This window comes from Leptolyngbya sp. FACHB-261, from assembly GCF_014696065.1.
GTDB lineage: Bacteria > Cyanobacteriota > Cyanobacteriia > FACHB-261 > FACHB-261 > FACHB-261.
Window position 1 is genome coordinate 262,773 of sequence record NZ_JACJPL010000027.1, and the last position, 19,386, is coordinate 282,158.

The 19,386-nt window shown below is 53.3% G+C and carries 21 protein-coding genes; 14 read left to right on the forward strand and 7 right to left on the reverse strand.

Features of this window, described 5'->3' with window-relative positions:
* Positions 1–65 precede the first annotated feature (65 nt).
* The 11 genes from H6F94_RS20820 (at position 66) to H6F94_RS20870 (ending at position 10,161) form a co-directional block, all read left to right on the forward strand.
* Positions 66–1,094, forward strand: a complete 1,029-nt coding sequence (locus tag H6F94_RS20820) for a bifunctional heptose 7-phosphate kinase/heptose 1-phosphate adenyltransferase (RefSeq protein WP_190804176.1) — start codon at positions 66–68, stop codon at positions 1,092–1,094.
* Positions 1,091–1,576: a D-glycero-beta-D-manno-heptose 1-phosphate adenylyltransferase gene (rfaE2, locus tag H6F94_RS20825; RefSeq protein ID WP_190804177.1), complete on the forward strand. Its 486-nt coding sequence runs from the start codon at positions 1,091–1,093 to the stop codon at positions 1,574–1,576. The genes H6F94_RS20820 and rfaE2 overlap by 4 nt, the downstream gene beginning before the upstream one ends.
* A 2-nt stretch (positions 1,577–1,578) precedes the next feature.
* Positions 1,579–2,028 carry a D-aminoacyl-tRNA deacylase gene (dtd, locus tag H6F94_RS20830; RefSeq protein WP_190804178.1) on the forward strand — a complete coding sequence of 150 codons (450 nt, stop codon included), beginning with the start codon at positions 1,579–1,581 and terminating at the stop codon, positions 2,026–2,028.
* Positions 2,025–3,068 carry an adenosine deaminase gene (gene add / locus H6F94_RS20835; RefSeq protein WP_190804179.1) on the forward strand — a complete coding sequence of 348 codons (1,044 nt, stop codon included), beginning with the start codon at positions 2,025–2,027 and terminating at the stop codon, positions 3,066–3,068. The genes dtd and add overlap by 4 nt, the downstream gene beginning before the upstream one ends.
* Positions 3,061–3,801, forward strand: a complete 741-nt coding sequence (gene sfsA, locus H6F94_RS20840) for a DNA/RNA nuclease SfsA (RefSeq protein ID WP_190804180.1) — start codon at positions 3,061–3,063, stop codon at positions 3,799–3,801. The genes add and sfsA overlap by 8 nt, the downstream gene beginning before the upstream one ends.
* 313 nt (positions 3,802–4,114) lie before the next feature.
* Entirely contained in the window at positions 4,115–5,092 is a 978-nt protein-coding gene (locus tag H6F94_RS20845; RefSeq protein ID WP_190804181.1) for a DUF1517 domain-containing protein, read from the forward strand.
* 226 nt (positions 5,093–5,318) lie between these two features.
* A complete protein-coding gene (locus H6F94_RS20850; protein ID WP_190804182.1) occupies positions 5,319–6,398 on the forward strand; it encodes a hypothetical protein in 1,080 nt (359 codons plus the stop codon).
* A gap of 56 nt (positions 6,399–6,454) precedes the next feature.
* Complete coding sequence (locus H6F94_RS20855; protein ID WP_190804183.1) at positions 6,455–7,039, forward strand: TIGR04376 family protein; 585 nt, start codon at positions 6,455–6,457, stop codon at positions 7,037–7,039.
* A gap of 209 nt (positions 7,040–7,248) precedes the next feature.
* On the forward strand, positions 7,249–7,635 hold the full coding sequence (locus H6F94_RS20860; RefSeq protein WP_190804184.1) for an STAS domain-containing protein: 387 nt from the start codon (positions 7,249–7,251) through the stop codon (positions 7,633–7,635).
* A 152-nt stretch (positions 7,636–7,787) separates the two neighbouring features.
* A complete protein-coding gene (locus H6F94_RS20865; protein WP_190804185.1) occupies positions 7,788–8,864 on the forward strand; it encodes a bilin-binding protein in 1,077 nt (358 codons plus the stop codon).
* A 247-nt stretch (positions 8,865–9,111) separates the two neighbouring features.
* Positions 9,112–10,161 (forward strand): bilin-binding protein, encoded by a 1,050-nt coding sequence (locus H6F94_RS20870; RefSeq protein WP_190804186.1) that lies wholly within the window; start codon positions 9,112–9,114, stop codon positions 10,159–10,161.
* A 94-nt stretch (positions 10,162–10,255) separates the two neighbouring features.
* Here the strand turns inward: H6F94_RS20870 and H6F94_RS20875 are convergent, their stop codons facing one another.
* Entirely contained in the window at positions 10,256–12,142 is a 1,887-nt protein-coding gene (locus H6F94_RS20875) for an FAD-dependent oxidoreductase (protein ID WP_190804187.1), read from the reverse strand.
* Positions 12,133–12,288 (reverse strand): hypothetical protein, encoded by a 156-nt coding sequence (locus H6F94_RS20880; RefSeq protein WP_190804188.1) that lies wholly within the window; start codon positions 12,286–12,288, stop codon positions 12,133–12,135. Before H6F94_RS20880 ends, H6F94_RS20875 begins: the two co-directional genes overlap by 10 nt.
* A 126-nt stretch (positions 12,289–12,414) precedes the next feature.
* On the opposite strand from H6F94_RS20880, the gene H6F94_RS20885 reads away from it, so the two are divergent.
* Entirely contained in the window at positions 12,415–12,915 is a 501-nt protein-coding gene (locus H6F94_RS20885) for a pentapeptide repeat-containing protein (RefSeq protein WP_190804189.1), read from the forward strand.
* 129 nt (positions 12,916–13,044) lie between these two features.
* On the forward strand, positions 13,045–13,947 hold the full coding sequence (locus H6F94_RS20890) for an SDH family Clp fold serine proteinase (protein WP_190804190.1): 903 nt from the start codon (positions 13,045–13,047) through the stop codon (positions 13,945–13,947).
* A 109-nt stretch (positions 13,948–14,056) separates the two neighbouring features.
* Here the strand turns inward: H6F94_RS20890 and H6F94_RS20895 are convergent, their stop codons facing one another.
* The 5 genes from H6F94_RS20895 to rdgB form a co-directional block, all read right to left on the reverse strand.
* Positions 14,057–14,740 carry an alternative oxidase gene (locus H6F94_RS20895; protein WP_190804191.1) on the reverse strand — a complete coding sequence of 228 codons (684 nt, stop codon included), beginning with the start codon at positions 14,738–14,740 and terminating at the stop codon, positions 14,057–14,059.
* 419 nt (positions 14,741–15,159) lie between these two features.
* A complete protein-coding gene (locus H6F94_RS20900; RefSeq protein ID WP_190804192.1) occupies positions 15,160–15,738 on the reverse strand; it encodes a Uma2 family endonuclease in 579 nt (192 codons plus the stop codon).
* 168 nt (positions 15,739–15,906) lie between these two features.
* Entirely contained in the window at positions 15,907–17,142 is a 1,236-nt protein-coding gene (locus tag H6F94_RS20905; RefSeq protein WP_190804193.1) for an aminotransferase class V-fold PLP-dependent enzyme, read from the reverse strand.
* A complete protein-coding gene (locus tag H6F94_RS20910; protein WP_190804194.1) occupies positions 17,126–18,250 on the reverse strand; it encodes a DegT/DnrJ/EryC1/StrS family aminotransferase in 1,125 nt (374 codons plus the stop codon). Before H6F94_RS20910 ends, H6F94_RS20905 begins: the two co-directional genes overlap by 17 nt.
* A gap of 37 nt (positions 18,251–18,287) precedes the next feature.
* A complete protein-coding gene (rdgB, locus tag H6F94_RS20915; protein ID WP_190804195.1) occupies positions 18,288–18,875 on the reverse strand; it encodes an RdgB/HAM1 family non-canonical purine NTP pyrophosphatase in 588 nt (195 codons plus the stop codon).
* Positions 18,876–18,955: 80 nt separating this feature from the next.
* On the opposite strand from rdgB, the gene aroH reads away from it, so the two are divergent.
* Positions 18,956–19,348 carry a chorismate mutase gene (gene aroH / locus H6F94_RS20920; protein WP_190804196.1) on the forward strand — a complete coding sequence of 131 codons (393 nt, stop codon included), beginning with the start codon at positions 18,956–18,958 and terminating at the stop codon, positions 19,346–19,348.
* Positions 19,349–19,386: the final 38 nt, after the last annotated feature.

Here is a 19,386-nt window from a genome sequence, read left to right on the forward strand (position 1 = left end):
AAAGGGAGAGACAAAAGCAGGAGAAGCACCCGTATAATAGGCTGTCTCTAGCATTGCTTACCTTGATGACGGACTTCCAGCAACTTCTGCGCTCAGATGCTGCCGCCCTGAGTGCCTTAATTGATGGCTTCAGGGGACATCGAGTGCTAGCAGTGGGAGATCTCACTTTGGATGAGTTTCTCACGGGTGAGGTAGAGCGTCCCTCCCGTGAAGCCCCGGTGTTGGTCATTCGCCACGAGCAGACACGCCAAATCCCTGGGGGCGGCGCTAACGCCATTTACAATTTAGCCAAACTAGGGGCTCAGGTTACGGCTGTGGGCTTGGTCGGCAGCGACGACCAGGGCAAAGCCTTACGTCGGATCTTTCAAGAAGCAGGCATTGATACTGCCGGTATTCTAGTTGACCCCCATCGGCCCACTGTGACTAAAACCCGGATCTCTGCCCATGCACGGCAATCAGTGACGCAGCAGGTCGTGCGAGTCGATCGCAAGTCCGACGATCCTGCCGACCCAGAGCTCCAGCGCCAACTGGCTGAATTCATTGCCGCTCATATAAACGAGGCCGAGGCGGTCGTCTGCTCGGACTATGGCGATGGTGTCCTGAGTAGCCCAGTGATCCAGGCGGCCTTGCAGCATTCCCGCGTGATCGTCGATGCGCAAACTGGACTAGGGCGCTTTGTTGGTGCCACGATCTTTACGCCCAATCTGCCAGAGGCGGAGCTAGCGATAGGCTACGGCATCCACAACACGACCGACCTAAAACGGGCCGCTGAGGATCTGCTCAACCTGACTCAGGCCCAGTACATGCTGATTACCCGAGGCGAGCAGGGCATGAGCCTATTTGGCCGCAAGAGTAGCCAGTACGATATCCCGGCCTTTAACCGCACTGACGTCTTTGATGTCACTGGCGCAGGCGATACAGTCGTCGCAGGTCTGACGTTGGGGCTGTGTGCGGGGGGCAGTTTTGAGCAAGCATCCGTGCTCGGCAATCTAGCAGCCAGTCTAGTGGTTCGTCAGTTTGGCACCGCCACTACTTCGGTTGCTGAGATGAGAGCCGCTCTGGAGCAGTTAGTGTCTGTGCGAGAGGGCCAGTGATTTATACCTTAGAAGCTTTGCAGGCCGCGATTACCGCTGAGCCAGAGCGCTGGCAGCCCCTAGTCCTGACCAATGGCTGCTTCGATCTGCTACACGCAGGTCATGTGCGCTACTTGCAGGCAGCTCGGCAGCTGGGACAAGCCTTAGTCATTGGCCTCAATAGTGATAGCTCCGTACAGCAACTCAAGGGTACTAGCCGTCCGATCGTACCCGATGCCCAGCGAGCCGAGGTGTTAGCGGCTTTGGGCTGCGTGGATGCAGTGGTGATTTTTCCGCAGCGCACAGCCGCGACTCTAGTGGAAACCCTGCGCCCAGCCATTTATGCCAAAGGCGGCGACTACACGCCCGCAACCTTGCCCGAGGCTGCCATTGTTCAGGCTTATGGTGGCAGAGTCGAGCTGATTCGGGTGGAAGTGCCCAGTTCGACCAGCCGCATTATTGAGCGCATTGTCAGCCTTTACCAGCCCAGTGCTCCTGCCTAGTTATGCGTGTCGTGGTGCAACGGGTCAAAGCCTCGCAAGTTACAGTTCAGGGTCAAGTGATTGGCCAGATTGGTACTGGCCTCAATTTACTAGTGGGCATCGCCGCCACAGACACCCCCGACGAGTTGAGCTGGATGGTTCGCAAATGCCTGGAACTGCGGCTATTCCCTAGTGAAGCGGGAGGCTTTGAGCGGTCGATTCAGGAGATCGAGGGCGAACTGTTGGTGGTGAGCCAGTTTACGCTGTACGGCGATGCTCGCAAGGGCCGTCGTCCGTCCTTTGCTCAAGCAGCCCGTCCCGAACGAGCAGAAGCCCTCTACGAGCAGTTTGTTGAGCAGCTACGGCTCAGTGGCCTGCGAGTCGAGACCGGTCAGTTTGGGGCCATGATGCAGGTTGCCATTGACAATGATGGTCCCGTCACACTCCTGCTAGAGCGGGAAGCTAACTCATGACTGCAAGCAAGACACAGAAGCTGATCCAAGCCCTGCCCAAAGTTGAACTCCATCTTCACTTGGAAGGGGCGATTCCCCTCAACACCCTCTGGCAACTAGTTGAGAAGTACGGAGGGACAAGCGAACTGGGAGATTTAGCCCAGCTAGAGCAAAAGTTTGCCTATAAAGACTTTGCCCACTTCATCGACACTTGGATTTGGAAAAACAACTTTCTACGGGAGTACGAAGACTTCACTTTGATTGCAGCTGCCGTTGCTGAAGATTTGACCAACCAAAATGTTCGCTATGCCGAAGTTTTCTACTCACCGGGTGACTTTGCCCGACACGGTTTAGAAGTTCAAGAGCTGACTGCAGCGATCCGCCGAGGGCTCAATACTCAACCAGAGATTACGATCAACCTAGTCGCTGATCTCATTCGAGATTTCGGCCCAGAGCAAGGAGCTATTTGGCTACAAGCCGTTTCAGAAGTCAAAGAGCTGGGGGTCATTGGTATTGGCATTGGTGGCTCAGAACAAGCTTTTCCGCCCGAACCCTATGCGGCGGTTTTTGAAACCGCTAGAAACTTTGGCTTCAAAACCTCAGCCCATGCAGGCGAGGCGGCTGGACCTGAGAGCATTTGGGGAGCCGTGAAGACTCTACAGGTAGATCGCATTGGCCATGGAACTCGCGCCATTGAAGATCCCAGTTTGGTCAACTGGTTACAAACGCAACAGATCCCGATTGAAGCTTGTCCGATTTCCAATTTAAGAACTGGAGTTGTGCCGAACTTAGCGGCGCATCCAATCCGACAATTTTATGCTCAGAACCTGCTGGTTTCTGTGAATACTGACGACCCCAAAATGTTCAACACGAGCTTAGAAGAGGAATATCTAGCGCTGATGTCAACCTTCGGCTTTCAATTTCCTGACATTATTAGATTCAGCGAGAATGCGATCCAGTCCGCTTGGTGCAGTGCCGATTTTCAGCAAAAACTGATGGGGGAGCTCCATAATTTCGTTGCTTTAGCTCAGACTACCGAGTCAACTTCTTCTAATGCCTGAACCCATCTCGATTTATCAATATCCTCCCCTCTCAGAAGGGATTTTGCTACGCCGTTATAAGCGTTTTTTTGCCGAAATCCAATTGACTACGGGCCAGGTAATTACGGCGCATTGTCCCAATACTGGCCCTATGACTGGCATCTCTACCCCAGGTTCAGCAGTGCAGGTTTCCCATAGCGATAGCCCTACACGTAAGCTCAAATACACCTGGGAAATGATTCAGGTACAGGATAACAAGACACCTGCCTGGGTTGGGGTTAACACCGGCCTTCCCAACCGGCTAGTTTTGCGCACTCTAGAAGCGGGTTTACTGCCCGAATTAGGTTCTTATCGTGTGATTCGCAAAGAAATTCCCTACGGGTTAGAAAACAGCCGGATTGATTTTCTGCTAGAGGGTGATGAGCTGCCAATTTACCTGGAAGTGAAAAGCACCACTTGGGCCAAAGGTGCTCTAGCCCTATTCCCAGATACAGTCACCATCCGGGGTCAAAAACATCTGCGTGAACTCACTGCCTTGGCCGTCCCTGATCAGTCCCGTTCGGTGATTCTCTATTTCATTAATCGCGGCGATTGCAATTGTTTTGCACCAGGCGACAGTGCCGATCCAGCCTACGGGAAGTATCTACGAGCAGCGGTAGCCGCAGGGGTTGAAGTGCTACCCTGTCGCTTTGAAATCACCCCTCAAGGGGTCACCTTTCTGGGTTTAGCTGAGACTTTACTTCAAGAACCCTAGTGCTATTTGGAGGCTCCTCTTGTGCCTGTCAGCTCTCTTCAAATCGAGTTCTTAGATCGAGGGCTTGGACTGATTTTCTAAACGTAAGTTTCTAAACCAAAGTTCTTGGCTTCAGTTCCTAGAAATCTCCCACACCTGACGGATATCAGCTAGCAGGTCTCGCGCTACTGTCAAAACGTGGATCCCGATGCTTGCGTACGGTTACCCGAAACCAGCAAAGCTGATAAAACCGTTACATTAGGACATAGGAAGCGCCAGCGCTCCTCAACGCTTCCGCTGGACAGTAGAACCTTAATAGACCGAGTACACAACTATGAAATCTAAACTTTTTAGCCAGCTCAAGCGCCTACTGCGTCCCGCATTGGCGTTGCTGCTGGTCGCCTTGATGGTCCTGGGCAACGCGGATGGAGCCCTGGCGGCCCGTTCTGGAGGTCGGGCTGGTGGACGTTCCTTTGGAGCCCCCCGTCGTAGCATGCCCCCTTCAGGCCAGACCTATCGTGGCCCCAGTGGTGGTTACTATCCCGGCGGCGGTGGCTACTATCCCGGTGGCGGGTTTGGCTTCCCCTTCCTGTTCCCCGTGTTTGGCATTGGCGGTGGCTTCGGTGGCCTGTTCACCCTGCTAATTTTCTTCTCCATTGCTGGCTTCTTGGCTCGTAGTTTCCGCAGCGCTACCTCAGGTGGTGAAGGCGGCGATGACTACACTGGCTATCCTTCTAATAAGGTGCAGGTCAACAAGGTACAAGTGGGTCTGTTGGCCAATGCCCGAGGTCTTCAAGCCGAACTCAATGACCTAGCCCGTCGCGCTGATACCAGCTCTCCCGCTGGTTACACCCGACTCCTACAAGAAACCACACTGGCTTTGCTACGCCATCCTGACTACTGGGCCTACGCCGGTTCTGACAATAAGACGATTGCCTTGGCTGCTGCTGAAGGACAATTCAACCAACTGGCTCTCAGCGAGCGCAGCAAGTTCAACCGCGAAACTCTTTCCAACGTGGATAACTTGCTCACCCAAGCTCCTGCCCGCGCTGCCCTGACTGGTGATCAGGCTGACCTGAGCGAAGGACCTGGCGAGTTCATCGTTGTCACCCTACTCACCGCTGTAGAAGGCGACTTCCGACTACCCCCAGTTCGCTCGGCAGCTGACCTGCAACAAGCGCTTCAAGCCTTAGGTTCTGTATCTAGCGACCGACTGTTAGCAGTTGAAGTGCTCTGGACACCCCAAGCCGAAGACGACACGCTTACAGCGGATCAGATGCTTACGAGCTACTCGCAGCTAGTTAGCGTTTAGTTCAAACAACGCACACAAAGCTCTAGAAACTAGACTTTGGTACAAGAGACGCAGGGCTTACAAGCTCTGCGTTTTTTCTTTTGTGTGCATAATCTAGTGGATTGTTGGCATAGACCTTTATACTGCTGTTTGATTATCGGTTAGAGCGCTGATTCAAAGGCGTTTGTGTCGGGTGCCACTCAGCTCAATTCTCCATCCAGACTCAACTCTTTGCGAATAGGCTGCCATGTCTCAGGATGTTGTTGCTTCAGGTATTAGTGAACGGATTGGCGAACGGGCCAGTTTTCCCCCCGCGCCCCCGCGACCTCGGCTGCACCCCAGACAACCTGGCAATTTACCGCTACTGCCTAATTCTGACCTGATTGACCCCAATCTTTCAGAAGACCAAACCAAGCTAGAGAGCCACGCCGATAGCTTGATGGATACTTTGTTCGGTGAAGTTGAACAGGCGCTAGATGGACAGATCTGCCTCAATCCCATCATTCCTAGCCAGCCCAGTCCTGGTGGTCAATTAGCCCTCCAAACTCCCAATCTGCCCTCCGGGCGTTTGGTAAAGCTCAACCATACCCGGCCTGACACCCTGCTAGCCCAGCTAGAGAACCTGGATGTTGCCCTAGAGCCAAGCCTTTTCAGAGGTGAGGACCGTACCGGACGAGGCTTGAATTTAGATGCGCTGCTAGCAGGAGCGGCCTTCACCTCGGTTTTGGTGTCTGCCCTGCTGTGGTTTGGTCTACGGGCCGGCTCCCCTTCGGGACCAGGACCCGTCATAGCAACGGGGCTAGATCCTGAAAGCCTCCAGTTCAGCCAGTACGTGGGACGCACTCTAGACCTGCTCGATTTCCGCCAAAAGCAAGCGAAGGCAGCTCCGCAAACGGCTCCTGTTGTGCCCCCTGTCTACCTGCCAGCCTACCCGCCGCCACCCATCACGGCCCCACCGGCTCTGGCTAGCTCAGCAATCGTACCGCCACCAGTTGCCCCTGCTCTGCCATCTGCGGTGTCAGCACTTGCCAGCCCGGTGCCAGTGATCCCTGGGTCAGGAGCGACTGGGTCAATAGCACCTAGCTCAGGAGCACCTAGCTCAATAGCGCCAGCAGTGCCTGCGCCAGCTTACTCTCTGGTTGGCGTTTTAGACGTGGGAGAGCGCTCTATGGCCATGATCAACAGCAATGGCAGTACAAAGAGTTTCCGGGTTGGCGAAACCTTGAGCGGCAGCGATTGGACTGTGATTGCAATCCGAGAGCAAGAAGTGGTTTTGCGACGTCCCAATCAGCAGCTGCGCTCAGTCACGGTGGGGGAGCGTTTTTGAACAGAGGAACGCTATAAGAGAGGCAGTTCGCTTCTCAACCTGCCGGGAGTTCTTCAATGAGCATTTTCGACGACTTAAGCCGCTTTCTAGAAATGCGACTCGAAGAATTCCTGCGCGACAATCCTCAGTTAGAGCTGCAAGCACTCGAAGATAAGCTGCGCGACCAAGAAGAAGAAACACTCCAGCTTTTGAGCGACTTACACCGACAGGAACAGGGCCTACAAGAGCAGATCCTCAGCACTGCCCAGGATATTCAGCGTTGGCATATTCGGGCTGACAAAGCCGAAAAGGCCAATCGGCCCGACCTAGCTCAGGGTGCCCGCGAGCGCGAAGCCATGCTCTTGAAAGATGGCAATCAACGCTGGGGTCAAATGGAAATGGTCAAAGAACGAATTAAACAGACCACCGAACTCCAGCGCCAGATCCAGATTCGCCGTCAGGAAGTCCAAGCCAAAGCAGCTGAGGCAGCTGCCACCGCCCGCACGGCTTCTAGTAGTCAGCAGGCCGAAAACCGTTGGGAGTGGCAGACTTGGAACGGAGCCAGCAGCACCAATGCTCAGGTTGACGACTTAGAAAAGAAATTTCGCGATTGGGAACTAGACGACGAGATGGAGCAACTCAAGCGCAACATGAGCCGCTAGAGCTGGGCTACTAGGTCCTCTCTGGGCTCTCTAGACTATGCCGAGATGTTTTGTGGCCTAGGCCTGTCATGAACTTAGAGCCATCAGCTCAAAATTTCAGCAACAAGCCCAACCATTTCAAGCTGAAAATTTGCTTGGAGTGGGCATTGTTGGATTACAGGCTTGATTGTCAGGCTTAATTACTAGACCGCTGATGACTGGAGAGCAGCATGCGTTATGAGGTGAGTTGTCTGAGCGGCGTAGCTGCCTCGGGTCCCTATGAAGTGATCGTTCTCAAACCGCGAGGTCGCATGACCTCTCTGGAGGCTGTGTATTTTGGGCAAGAGCTTCAGGAAGTTTGCGGCGGTCGCTATCCCAACGTTTTGGTAGATATGGCAGATGTCATCTTTCTAGACAGCTGCGGCATTGGCTCATTGGTCGGTGGGCTCAAGGTCGCCAAACAGCAGGGGGTCCGCTTGGCCCTGGCGTCCCTACATGGCCCTGTCCGTCTGGCCGCAGAGCTTATTTGCATCGATCAATTGTTTGAGATTTATGAGAACGCGCAACAGTTCCTTGATGCTTTAGCAACTGGCTTGAGTACCTCGTTGGACAGTTAACCACGTACGGCATCCGGGTACGAGATACGCGAAATGTATTAAGGGGGTAACAGTCAATCTAGCTGGCCCCCTCAGCTCAGCGAGCCATGGATCGCAGGCGATCAATTCTGGGTGGGCATTGAAGAGTCGCTTTCGTCTTAGCCTTTGCCCACATGGTCCCACTCCCGGAGCATTACAGGCGTTATATTCGCCCGTCTCAATCTAAAGACGGCTCCGCTCTCCACGGTGCTCAGTCCACTATGCCCAAACTCCCCACTGAACTCAGTACTCTCTGGGCGCGTAAGTATTTGGAAGAGGTCGCCTCGCGCAGTCAGGTCCTAGACCAAGGTCAAGGCCGCCCGGTCATCGACCTTGTTGCCGCCGACTCACCCGAAAGACGCGCCGCCATCAGTGACAAGATTTTGCAAGAACTGCCCTTTGCGGTGTCTCGCTCGCTGACCCTTGCCCATTCCCTGTTGGCGAATGAGCTGCGGCGTCAGGGTATCAACCCCCGTCATCTCGACCCCTGGCAGCTCAGCGCTGACAATCGCACTCTGCTGGAGCTGGTGATCGAGAACTTCTGTGCTGGTCACACCCCAGAACACTTGTCAGCTAAGGGCAGCCGTGTTTTTGGTCAGGTGCGGCGTAACTGCACTCGTGAGGACGGACGCATTCTAGGTTTTTTCAGCTTGCAACTGCACCACACCATTCTGGATTTACTCAATCAGCTTGAGCCCGGCGAACGGTTTACGATTGCACCTTATCTGAAGGTGATGGATGACCACATCAATATTCCCTTACAAGATGCCTATCAGGCTGCCGCCAAGCACGATTTGGGATCTCCTGCCCTACTGGCAGTCCAGGCGCTGCTGCCCCAATGTACACTCATAGCTCAACAAGCCTGCTTGCAGGTTCGTCGCCGTTTTTCTAATCACCGTACCTACACTGGTTCGTTACGCGAACTGTCCGTCGCCAACTCCAGCTTGCGAGATGCGGAGATGTTCATTGTCTATCTATGTCTGTGCGTTCTCGAAGAGGATATCAGTTCCATTCAAGGTGAGCTTTTTCCCCTATGCATCATGCTTTATCCCACCCTGAAGGTGAGCTGGGACTTGGTCCGAGAGATGCTGTGGTCCGTGGTTCAGCAGATGTCCGAGCGCTTAAGCACCGAGCATCTTCAGATTTTTGCGCCTTACCTACGACTGCTCAACCAGCTTTTCTCACCAGAACTACTGCATACCAATCCCTAATTAGGTAGTAGCTCTGACCTGATAGCTGAACCGTTCTTTACAACCACTTGATTAACCAGACCCACAATGAGCAGAATTACTTAACAATGTTGCAAACCATAAACTTCTTTTTCTTTTAATAGTTCCAGTGTTAGTTTGGATACACTATGCTCTGGGTCTGAGCGGCAGAGGCTGAAGAATCAGGGTTTCCAGGCAATCTACCTTCATACAGTGCCCCCTGTAGGTGTTTGAATTCCAAACCCGACCTATGAATCTATCCGTTTCTTCAGCTACGCGCTTTCAGGTGAGTTCACCAGTGGCAGAGCGACATCATGCCCAGTCAGTTGCCCTGTTATGGGCTAAGCGATACATTCGCTTTCTCGATCAACCTTCTGATCTGTCAAGCGCTGATCTTGGCGCTCCAGCCTCAGGCCCTTCAACTTTAACGCCAGCCCAACTGCGGTCTCAAACTGCGCAAAAGGTGGCTCGCAACCTGCCCCTGGTCACCGGTCAGGCTCTCTCAGTCACTCACAAGTTTCTAGACCAAGAGATTCGGCAACAGCGCATTGACCCTCACCATTTAGACTCTCTACAGATTGCAGCTGACAACCGCAGGCTGTTTCAGATGGTGCTGGATGTATTCGCGGCTGGTCATAGTCCGGACCATCTATCGGCTAAGGGCAGCCGGGAGTTTGGCCGGGTTCGGCAATACTATACCCAGCAGGATGGCCGCGTGCTCGGGTTTCTGGGCATGCATGTGCATCACACCATTCGGTGTTTGCTGGAGCAGCTTACCCTAGCTGAGCAAGCCTGCTTCGAACCCTATCTGCGGGTGATGAACGACCATCTCTATATGCCGCTGCAGGTAGCTTACGAGGCTGCTGCCGAGCACGATCCTGACTCGCCCGCACTGCAAGCGGTACAGGCGCTCTTGCCACTGAGCAGCGAAATCGCTCGTCGCGTGTTTGAGCAAATTTGCGAGCAATTCCCCCATTACACGAGCCATAGCGGCCACCTACGAGCGCCAGTGGTCGAGGAGTCTAGTCTGCGCGATGTGGAACTGTTTCAGGTGTACCTTTGCGTCTGCGTCCTAGAGGGCAGCATCCGCTCAGTTCAGCACGAGCTTTTCCCGCTGTGTGTCATGCTCTATCCGCGGCTGATGGTGAGTTGGGAATTGGTGCGAGCCATGATCCAAACGATTGAAGTGAACATGCAGCGCATGATTCCTCGCCAAACCATCAGGCCACTGCTGCCTTACATACGGGTCATGAAAGATATTTTCTCGCCAGAAGTGTTCGAAGCGATCCGTTGCGATTAGCACCGCACATTTAAGGGCAGAAATTAAGTACAAGAAATCACTGCTCAAGCAAGCATTAAGCAAGAAAGCATTCAAGAGAGCGTTAAATAGAAAATCATCGGTAATTTGCCCATTGTGTTTCAAAGATGGTGGCACCTGGGAACAGAGTGAGATTGCCCTGTTGACGAATCTGAGTTTGTAATTGGCTCAATTGAGCTCTTGCCTGGGCGGTAGGCAAAGTCAATTCGCCAGGAAATAAGTTATTGCTCAGTGCGAAGGCTGCTGTATTGCCTGCTGCTGCCCCGACTGCCCATTCAACTGGATGCACTCGATAAGCCGCATTACTAATGTGACTGGTGGCGATATTTTTATTGCCAGCTAGCAGATTTTCGACCTCCTGAGGAATTAACGCCCGCAGGGGAATTTGAAACGGATAGCTTGGCGCCTGAGCTACACTCGTATTGCCCGGTAAGGCAGCGAATTGTTCATCAATACAACCGTGAAAGTCGATTGGGTATTGACTAACACCAACCGCGTCATAGAACAAGTAGGGTCTGCCCCGATTCAAGTCAGAAGGCTTCTGGGAAATATCTGTTTCGTAGATGGTAAAGCCCTGAGGATAGGAGCCAGAAACACGCCCGACAATACGCCGTCCCTCGCGAATATAGGGATACCGAGATAGACCGTGCTCCGTGCCTAAAGGCGAATCTGTACCTCGCATTAAGCGATAGCGAAAGTGGTATTCACCGGTCCTTGCCCCCGGTACCTGAGAGTCAGTCTGACCCGCAACTAGCCAGTAGAAGAAGCCCAAAGCGTGGTCTTCCGCTTGGCGCAGTGCTTCAACCCGTAACCCTCCCTGCCAGCCCCCAGGCTCTAGCTGTCTGCTCTCGCGCAATTGGGCATCAGTCAGTACCAGGTTTTGCGTGGGTATCGAGATGCGCCAATCATTACCCCAGGTCCAGTTCTGCAATGTCTGGTCCCCCACCCGAATCGCTGCCTCCGTCTGACCGGCTTGCTGGCCGCGAATCCGACGGTAGGTGAAGATACGGGCAAAGTTGAACTCAGGCTTTTCGTAGCTGTAGTAGGGCTTGTGCAATGGAGACTCGTAGAACTCCGGCTTAATCGGCACCTGTGGTGTTGCTGTCCGTTCCATAACGAAGGGATAGGTGAAGCCCTGGGTGCAATAGGCTTCTACCGCCCTTGAGGCGCTCGGCTCCCAACGGTTGGGCGGGTCACTACCGACTCGATAGGGCACACGTGCTAGAGGCAACAACTCACCAGTCTCGGTCGCGTCGATCACGACCCAGGGCAGCCGCGAGCCAGAGCGCTGCGCCGGAGGCACAAACCGAATCACGGTCTTGTCAAACAGGGGCGAGGGTGCAGGATTGTACCAATCGAGCAGATAGGCCGAGAGGGGCCGACCGTAAGCTTCAGAATTCTGCGCTGGCTGGCGCGGCTGATGCCTAATCGCCGTCACCGCCGTGAGCTGATTGTCACTGCGGTCTAGGTCTTTGACGACTGTGTCGGTGAACAGACGCAATTGGCCAGAGCGCTCATAAGGCTTCAGCATCTCACGGACCACCTGCTGGCCCACCGTTGGCGAAAAGCACAAAGCACTCACCCAGCAGCGACCCGGATTGCTCTGGCCGTAGGTTGCTTGAACTCGCCGCCGAAACTCGGCATAACGAGCCGGGAAAAGATTCTGCTGACGCTGCAAAGGCCGCTCATCCAAAGCTGAGACGCCCTGCGTACTCACTTGGCCACCGAGCCAGTCTGTAATTTCAGTCATGCAGACTTGACGCCCTAGGCTTAGGGCTTCTAAGGCAGCGGCTACACCGCCCAAGCCACCCCCGGCGATTAGAATCTCGCATTCAACTGCTTGTGGCGCTTGCGGCGTCTGGGATGTTTGAGCCTGGGCCAAGTGGGGACTAAGCCCTAACAGAACCACACCAAGTCCCAGCCCCGACCGGAGACTAGCGGTCAAAATACGGCTTACCAGCATCCCCTAAGCTGGAGATTCTCCAGTGAGAGCTTGTCCAGAATGCCTTCATCTGCTGCATCTGCGTCTGTTGCTTGTCGGGCTAGCGCCGTTGCAGCCTCTAGCATGTAAACCTTAGCAGCCATTAGAACCTTAACCAGGGCTTCCATATGCCTCTCTCTTGTGCCAGCTGAAGTGCAGCATCGCAAAGTCATAGCGCTTGTATCATCCTCCGTTTGACTCCCAAGTGTAGTGATAGGCTCAACTTTACAAATCATGGTGAGGGAAACAGGGGTATGGGAAGACGGTTGATTGCAGGACTCATGACGCTGCTGCTGAGTATTAGCCTGAGCTTGAGCAGTTGGGCCGGTGCAGCCTGGGCACAAGCCAATACCGTGAACTACAACAGCACCGATTTGAGGGGACGGGATCTCTCCAATACAGATTTTGTGGGCACCACTTTTGTTAATGCCAATATGCGTCAGTCTGACTTCCACGGGGCCAATCTTCAAGGAGCCATTTTAACCAAAGGCATTTTGAGCGAGGCGAACCTGCAGGGAGCTAACCTTACCGGCGCTTTAGTAGACCGCGTGAATCTGATGGGTGCCGACCTCACCGATGTCATTTTGGTGGAAGCCACTCTGAGTAGCACTCGGCTTCAGAACGCCAAGATTACGGGTGCCGATTTTACCGATGCGATTCTCGACCGTTCAGAAGCGATTGCCCTGTGCCAACGGGCGGAAGGCACGAATCCGGTTACTGGTGCTTTAACCCGTGAGAGTTTGGGCTGTCGCTAACCTGTTCCCGCTTTGTCACAAACAACACTCAGAGCGGCCCATCTACAGATAGATTCTGGAATAGGGTGAGACCTGTAAGGTTCAGATTGGCTGTGCAAGCCCAGGGCTCCATCTTGTGCTGAACACTTTATGAACTTTGATCCTTTCAACCTATTCTGGATTTTCTTATTTATTGCCTCTCTACAACCAGCATGGCAACGTCGAGCGACTGAGATGCGCCGGCTTCAGGCTTTGCGCGAATTTGAACGACAGCGGAACGGTCGCGTTATTCTGCTCATTCACCGCCAGGAGTCAATCAGCCTACTCGGCATTCCTCTGTCACGCTATATCAGCATTGAAGATTCAGAACAGGTACTGCGAGCCATTCGCTTGACGCCACCCAACGTTCCTATTGATCTGGTTTTGCACACACCCGGCGGTCTAGTTTTAGCAACAGAACAAATTGCCAGAGCCCTGATTCGCCACCCAGCTAAAGTCACTGTGTTTGTCCCCCATTATGCAATGAGTGGTGGCACGATGTTGGCTCTGGCCGCTGATGAAATTGTGATGGATGAAAATGCAGTTTTGGGTCCTGTGGATCCTCAGTTGGGCAATTTCCCAGCCGCCAGCATTATCAATGTCGTTGAGCAAAAGCCAGTGGGCGATATTGACGACCAAACGCTGATTATGGCAGATATTTCCCGAAAGGCAGTGCGACAGGTACAGCGTTTTGTGCGCACATTGCTGGAAGACAATATTCCCAGTCCGAAGATCCAGCCCGAGAGAATTGAGGCGATTATTGAGTCCCTAACTACGGGCCGCGTGACTCACGATTATCCGATTACCGCCGAGGAAGCGACCGACTTAGGTTTGCCAGTTACAGTTGGTCTGCCCAAGACAATTTACAACTTGATGGACCTCTACCCGCAACCGCAAGGGGGACGTCCTACAGTTCAGTACATTCCAATGCCCTACGAGCCTCGCATTCCTTTGCCTCAGCCCAAAGGCAGGCCCATTCCTGAAGGAGCACAAGCGCAGCCAAACCGGCGCTAGAAAGTTTAGAAGGTTTATCCTCGGTTGCCCAACGTGATTAACTGAAGCCACAAAAAACACGGCTCGATTGAACCGTGAGTGCATAATTTTTGCTCAGTTCAGTGGCAAATTAGCTTTGGGCAACTGCCTCGCGGCCAGCAGGAATGGCAGCTGGTCTATGGGGGCTTTGGAAGATCTGCTGAGCATCAGCCTGTTGACAAGCCACCATCGTCTTGACATGCTCGGCTTCGTCATCGCGAATATTGACGAAGGTGTCATACAGCGTCTCAATCACTGGACGGCGATCTCCAGGCACACTGCAAGATTGGAACTCGTCGAACATGTAGAGGTCGCCATCGCGATAGTAGTCAATAGCAACTTGCGGTGCGGGTTGAGTTTTCAGGTCAGCTTCATTGAGCTTGAGAAACTCGTCGTAGGTGTGGAAAGCGTGCTCCTCAATCAGCTCCATAAAGTGGTAGGCAGAGCGAGGAGACAGGATGTAGAGCCCAACAACGATCCAGTAATAAACCAGAGCCGCATGCTGCGCCAGAAAACGATCAACCCATTTCTGGTTGCCACCTAAAGATTCCATAATCAGTAGATGGTGCAATTCATTCCAGGACTCAGCAAAGTGAACCTTCAGCCAGTCTGCTTTACGCCATGCTCCTAAGGTTTCATAAAGGTGCAGGACGGATAAAAAGCCAAAATAAGGAACCCGAGCTACCGTTTCCAAAACGTAAAAGCGGGGAAAGGGGCGATCCCGGTAAAGCACATTAATGACTAAGACCAGGATGCCAACTAGAAAACGGATCATGGGCAAACTTCCAAAATGCTGAATAAAGAAGCAATCGCATCTCTTAGAACTTGTCTCAAGTTTGTCTAAGAGGCTTGGTTGGTAAATTTAGAAGCGGTGAAGGAGTTCTTCTCTGTCCTTCTATGTCACGCCTCGATTCTAACAAGCTCTGCCAGTAGGTAGAGGTCGGATTTCTATGTTTGAACCAAGAAGCAGCTCAAGAAACCAGGCTGTAGCAGGCGGTTCAGCAGTTTCTTAAAAAAGGACGTAGTTATTATATCCAGAATCTTGGCTTAATCTTTAATAAAAGCTCCATAATTGCCTGGGCATTTAATCCTGATTATTTGAATTTTAATGATTTGCATCCTGGAATGCTCGTGCAAATTGTATGTGACCTAGACTCAGTAGTTTGGCTCGGATTATGAGACAATTTTTGCTTCTCAGCTCCAAATCTGTCCTAGCTCCAACACGAAACCAGGCAGCACATTTCCTCCAGACAAACTGGTTGGAGACTGAAGCACCTCCATATCCTGCTTGGGTTGACAGACCTCAACTCGTTGGTTCTCTGGGTCAATCAGCCAGCCCAAGCGAACTCCATTACTGAGATACTCCTGCATCTTGGTTTGCAAGGGTTTCAGGTCATCGCTGGCAGAACGTAATTCCACGACAAAATCAGGAGCCAAGGGCGGGAATTTCTGACGCTGCTCTGGAGTCAGGGCTTGCCAGCGATCCAACTTCACCCAGGCAGTATCAGGAGAGCGATCTGCTCCATTAGGCAACCTGAAGCCAGTCAAGGAATCAAAAGCAACGCCTAATTTCTGCTGTCGGTTCCAAGACCAAAGCTGACCAAAAATGTCACCATTCCGCTTTCCTGTTTCTCCTCCAGTTGGCGGCATAATCACCAATTTTCCTTCAACCGTGCGCTCAAATCTAAGCTCTCCATTGGCCTGACAAAGCAAATAAAACTGCTCGTCAGTGAGGTGAATGGCAGGGGCCAAGTTTAAGGTGAGCGGAGACATAGCTTGCTACCTCTAGATTCAATCCACTGTAACTTACCCAAATACCTTGATCTTCAGTCATTAGAAGATCGGGATGTCCTCATTCTGAAACTGAGATTTGACACGGAATAAGGACAGAAGCCTTACACCTATATAAACCATTGTTTCTGACAGTTCCTGTTGCTTTTTTTAAGCACTTGCCAACAAGCCAGCCAGCGCTTTTGCTAGGAGTTGGTATTGAGCTGGAGTGTTGTAAAGCTGGGCTGAGATCCGCAACAAACGCTTTGGCCGTGCAGGCCAGGAAATAACAGGCACCTCAATGCCAAAGCTATCCATCAGAGCCTCTTGCAAAGGGTCCAAGTAAAGGGGCGGTTTGGGCAGTTCAGTAGAGCCATCCGGCAAGGGTAGCGTGGCCAGCGAACCGATCATTTCGTCTGGGCAAGGGAGGGGAATACTCAAAGCGTCAGAGAGCAGTCGCCGAGCCGCTAGAACTTTAGCCCGGTTCTGCACCATCAACTGTGGCCAACCACCGGGCAACAGCGCCCCCATAAACCGAATCGCCTCTGGCACGCACAAATAGCTGGTTGGGTCAGTGGTGCCTGTCCAGTCAAACTCCAAGCGAAAGCGAGAGCGGTCGAGCAAGGGAAAATTAGCGCCGTGGCTGATCGCCAATGGATGGATTTCAGCTTGCCGCTCTGGTTGCACAAACAGAAAAGCAGCGCCCTTCGGCGCACACAGCCACTTGTGGCAGTTGCCAGTGTAGTAAGTCGCCCCCAGAGATTGGAGATTGAGCGGCACCATTCCCGGCGCGTGTGCGCCATCCACCAGCGTCTCCACGCCGCGCTCGGTCAATGCCTTTACCAGTTGCTCCAGTGGCAAAATCAGTCCTGTCTGGCTGGTGATGTGGTCTAGCAAGGCCAGTTTGGTGCGGGCTGAAACCTGGCTTAACACTGCTGCCACCACTTGCTCGGACGATTCCAAGGGGAAGGGAATGCTTGCCACCACGACCTGAGCACCGGTCTGAGCGGCAACGAAATTCAGCGCGTTGCAACAGGCGTTGTACTCGTGGTTAGTCACCAGCAGTTCGTCCCCTGGCTCAAAGCGCAGCGAGCGCAACACCGTATTAACTCCAGTTGTGGCATTGGGCACAAAAGTAAGCGCCTCAGGATCAGCCCCAATGAACTCTGCCAATGCCTGTCGCGCCTCAGCCAACAAATCGCCTAAATCCCGCACAAAAAAGCGTACTGGCTCCTGTTCTAGGCGCAGCCGCAGTTCTTGTTGCACCGCTAGCACCGCTTTCGGGCAGGCACCAAACGAACCATGATTCAGGAAGGTAATAGCTGGATCTAAGAACCAAAGCTGGCTCCAATCCGGCTCAGAGCTTGCGTCTGAAACAGGTTCAGACGCTTTAGAGGGAAAGAACATCCTTGAGCGCGTAGACAACAGCATCCTGCTGGGCCGACAGCAGTTCAGGGAACATCGGCAGCGCCAGCACCTCAGCACAGACTTGCTCAGCTACTGGAAAACTACCGGGTTGATAGCCCAGACTGGCGTAAACCGCCTGTAAATGTAGGGGCACCGGATAGTAGACCATGGTGCCAATACCCTGCTCCTGCAACGCCGTCCGCACCTGGTCGCGCTGCGACACACGGATGGTGTACTGGTTCCAAACATGCATCCCACCCGTGATCGCTGAGGGCCGCTTCACTGTCCCTTGCTTCACTGCTTCTAAAGGCGCCAAAAGCTGGTTGTAACGCTCAGCAACGCCCCGCCGCAACACATTCCAGGTGTCTAAGTGAGGCAATTTCACCTGTAGCAGGGCCGCTTGCATAGCGTCCAGGCGACTGTTCATGCCAACACTTTCGTGGAAGTAGCGCTCGCGACTACCATGCTCTTTGAGAATGCGCAGGCGCGAAGCCAACTCTGGGTCGTTGGTGGTCATCATGCCGCCATCCCCGCAGGCACCCAGATTTTTGGTGGGGTAGAAGCTGAATGCACCGATATCGCCAATACTGCCCACCTTTTGCCCAGCCCAACAAGCGCCCGTGGCTTGGGCGCAATCTTCCAGAACTCGCAAGTTATTGGCCTGAGCGATAGCCATCAGGCGAGTCATGTCCATCGGGCAACCGAATAGATGCACTGGCAAAACTGCCCTTGTGCGCTCACTAATCGCTGCCTCTAGCTGGTTCAGGTCTAAGTTGAAGTAGTCAGGCTCAATATCGACAAAAACTGGGGTCGCCCCAGTCAAGCTGATGGCTTCTGTGGTTGCAAAAAATGTGAACGGAGCCGTGATCACCTCGTCGCCGGGGCCAATATCCAGAGCACGCAGGGCCAGATAAAGAGCATCAGTCCCAGAATTGCAACTCACCGCATGTTCGGTGCCGATGTATTGCGCAAACTGAGTTTCGAAAGCTTTAACGACTGGTCCGCCAATGTAATGACCAGACTGCAACACTGACAGCACCGACTCATTGAGTTCTGCCGCCAAAGTCTGATACTGCGCACGGATATCGAAGGAGGGGATCACACTCACACACCACCCTGGGGGCAACTTACTGGCAACTAGCGTATCAGGCTAGCAGAGCTTTCAGTTCTGGCAGTAAGTCAGCAAACGCTAGCCCCCGGTGGCTGATAGCCTGTTTGAGAGCTGGATCCATCTCGGCAAAGGTCTGCCGATACTGGGGAACGTAAAAAATTGGGTCGTAGCCGAAGCCCTGACTGCCGCGCGGTGCCCGCAGAATTTCACCCTCACAGCTGCCTTTGGCTTCCAAAGCAATCGAGCCATCCGGTCGTGCTACTGCCACTTCACAGACAAAACGAGCAGTGCGGTCGAGTTCGTTGCCCAATTCTCCGAGTAGGCGCTCGATCCGCTCAGGATCAGTGCGGCCGTAGCGAGCAGAGTAAATCCCGGGCGCACCATCAAGCGCGTCTACCTCTAGGCCTGAGTCATCAGCAATGGCCCATTGGCGAGTAGCTTGTGCGACCTGGGATGCCTTTAGACAGGCGTTGGCCCGAAAGGTATCACCGGTTTCTTCAACCTCTAACGATTCAGGCTTGAGGCTTAACTCCCACTGAGCTGGGCCCAGCAAGCCTGCCAAAAGCTCTTGAAATTCTTGAAGTTTGCCTGGATTGCTCGTAGCGAGGACTAAGAGCGGCATTGTCCACCTGGAAGCACGAACTAGCCCAGGATACTATAGGCTGAGTTTCGACAAAGATTAGGCACTGACGGCATAGCACAATGGCAGGAACAGAAGGCGAGTGGCGAGTTCGGGGTCTGCGAGGCGCAATTACCGTGAGCCAAAACTCAGTTGAGGCAATCGCTGAAGCTGTGAACGAACTGTTAGATGCCTTAGAGAGTCAGAACACTATAGACCCCTCAGAAATCGTGAGTGCAACTTTCTCGGTCACTCACGATTTGGATGCGATTTTCCCTGCTGCTGCTGCTCGCCGCCGTCCTGGTTGGGATCAAGTGCCGCTGCTGGATGTACAGCAAATGCAGGCCGTTGACGGTTTAGATCACTGCATCCGAGTAATGATCCACCTCAATACACCTTTATCGCAAAAGGCGCTACGGCCTGCTTATTTACGCCGTGCTGCACAGCTACGCCCTGATCTAGCGTTTCTTAGTTAACCAGTCCTTAACGGTTACCCGGTTTGCAGTCACTACTG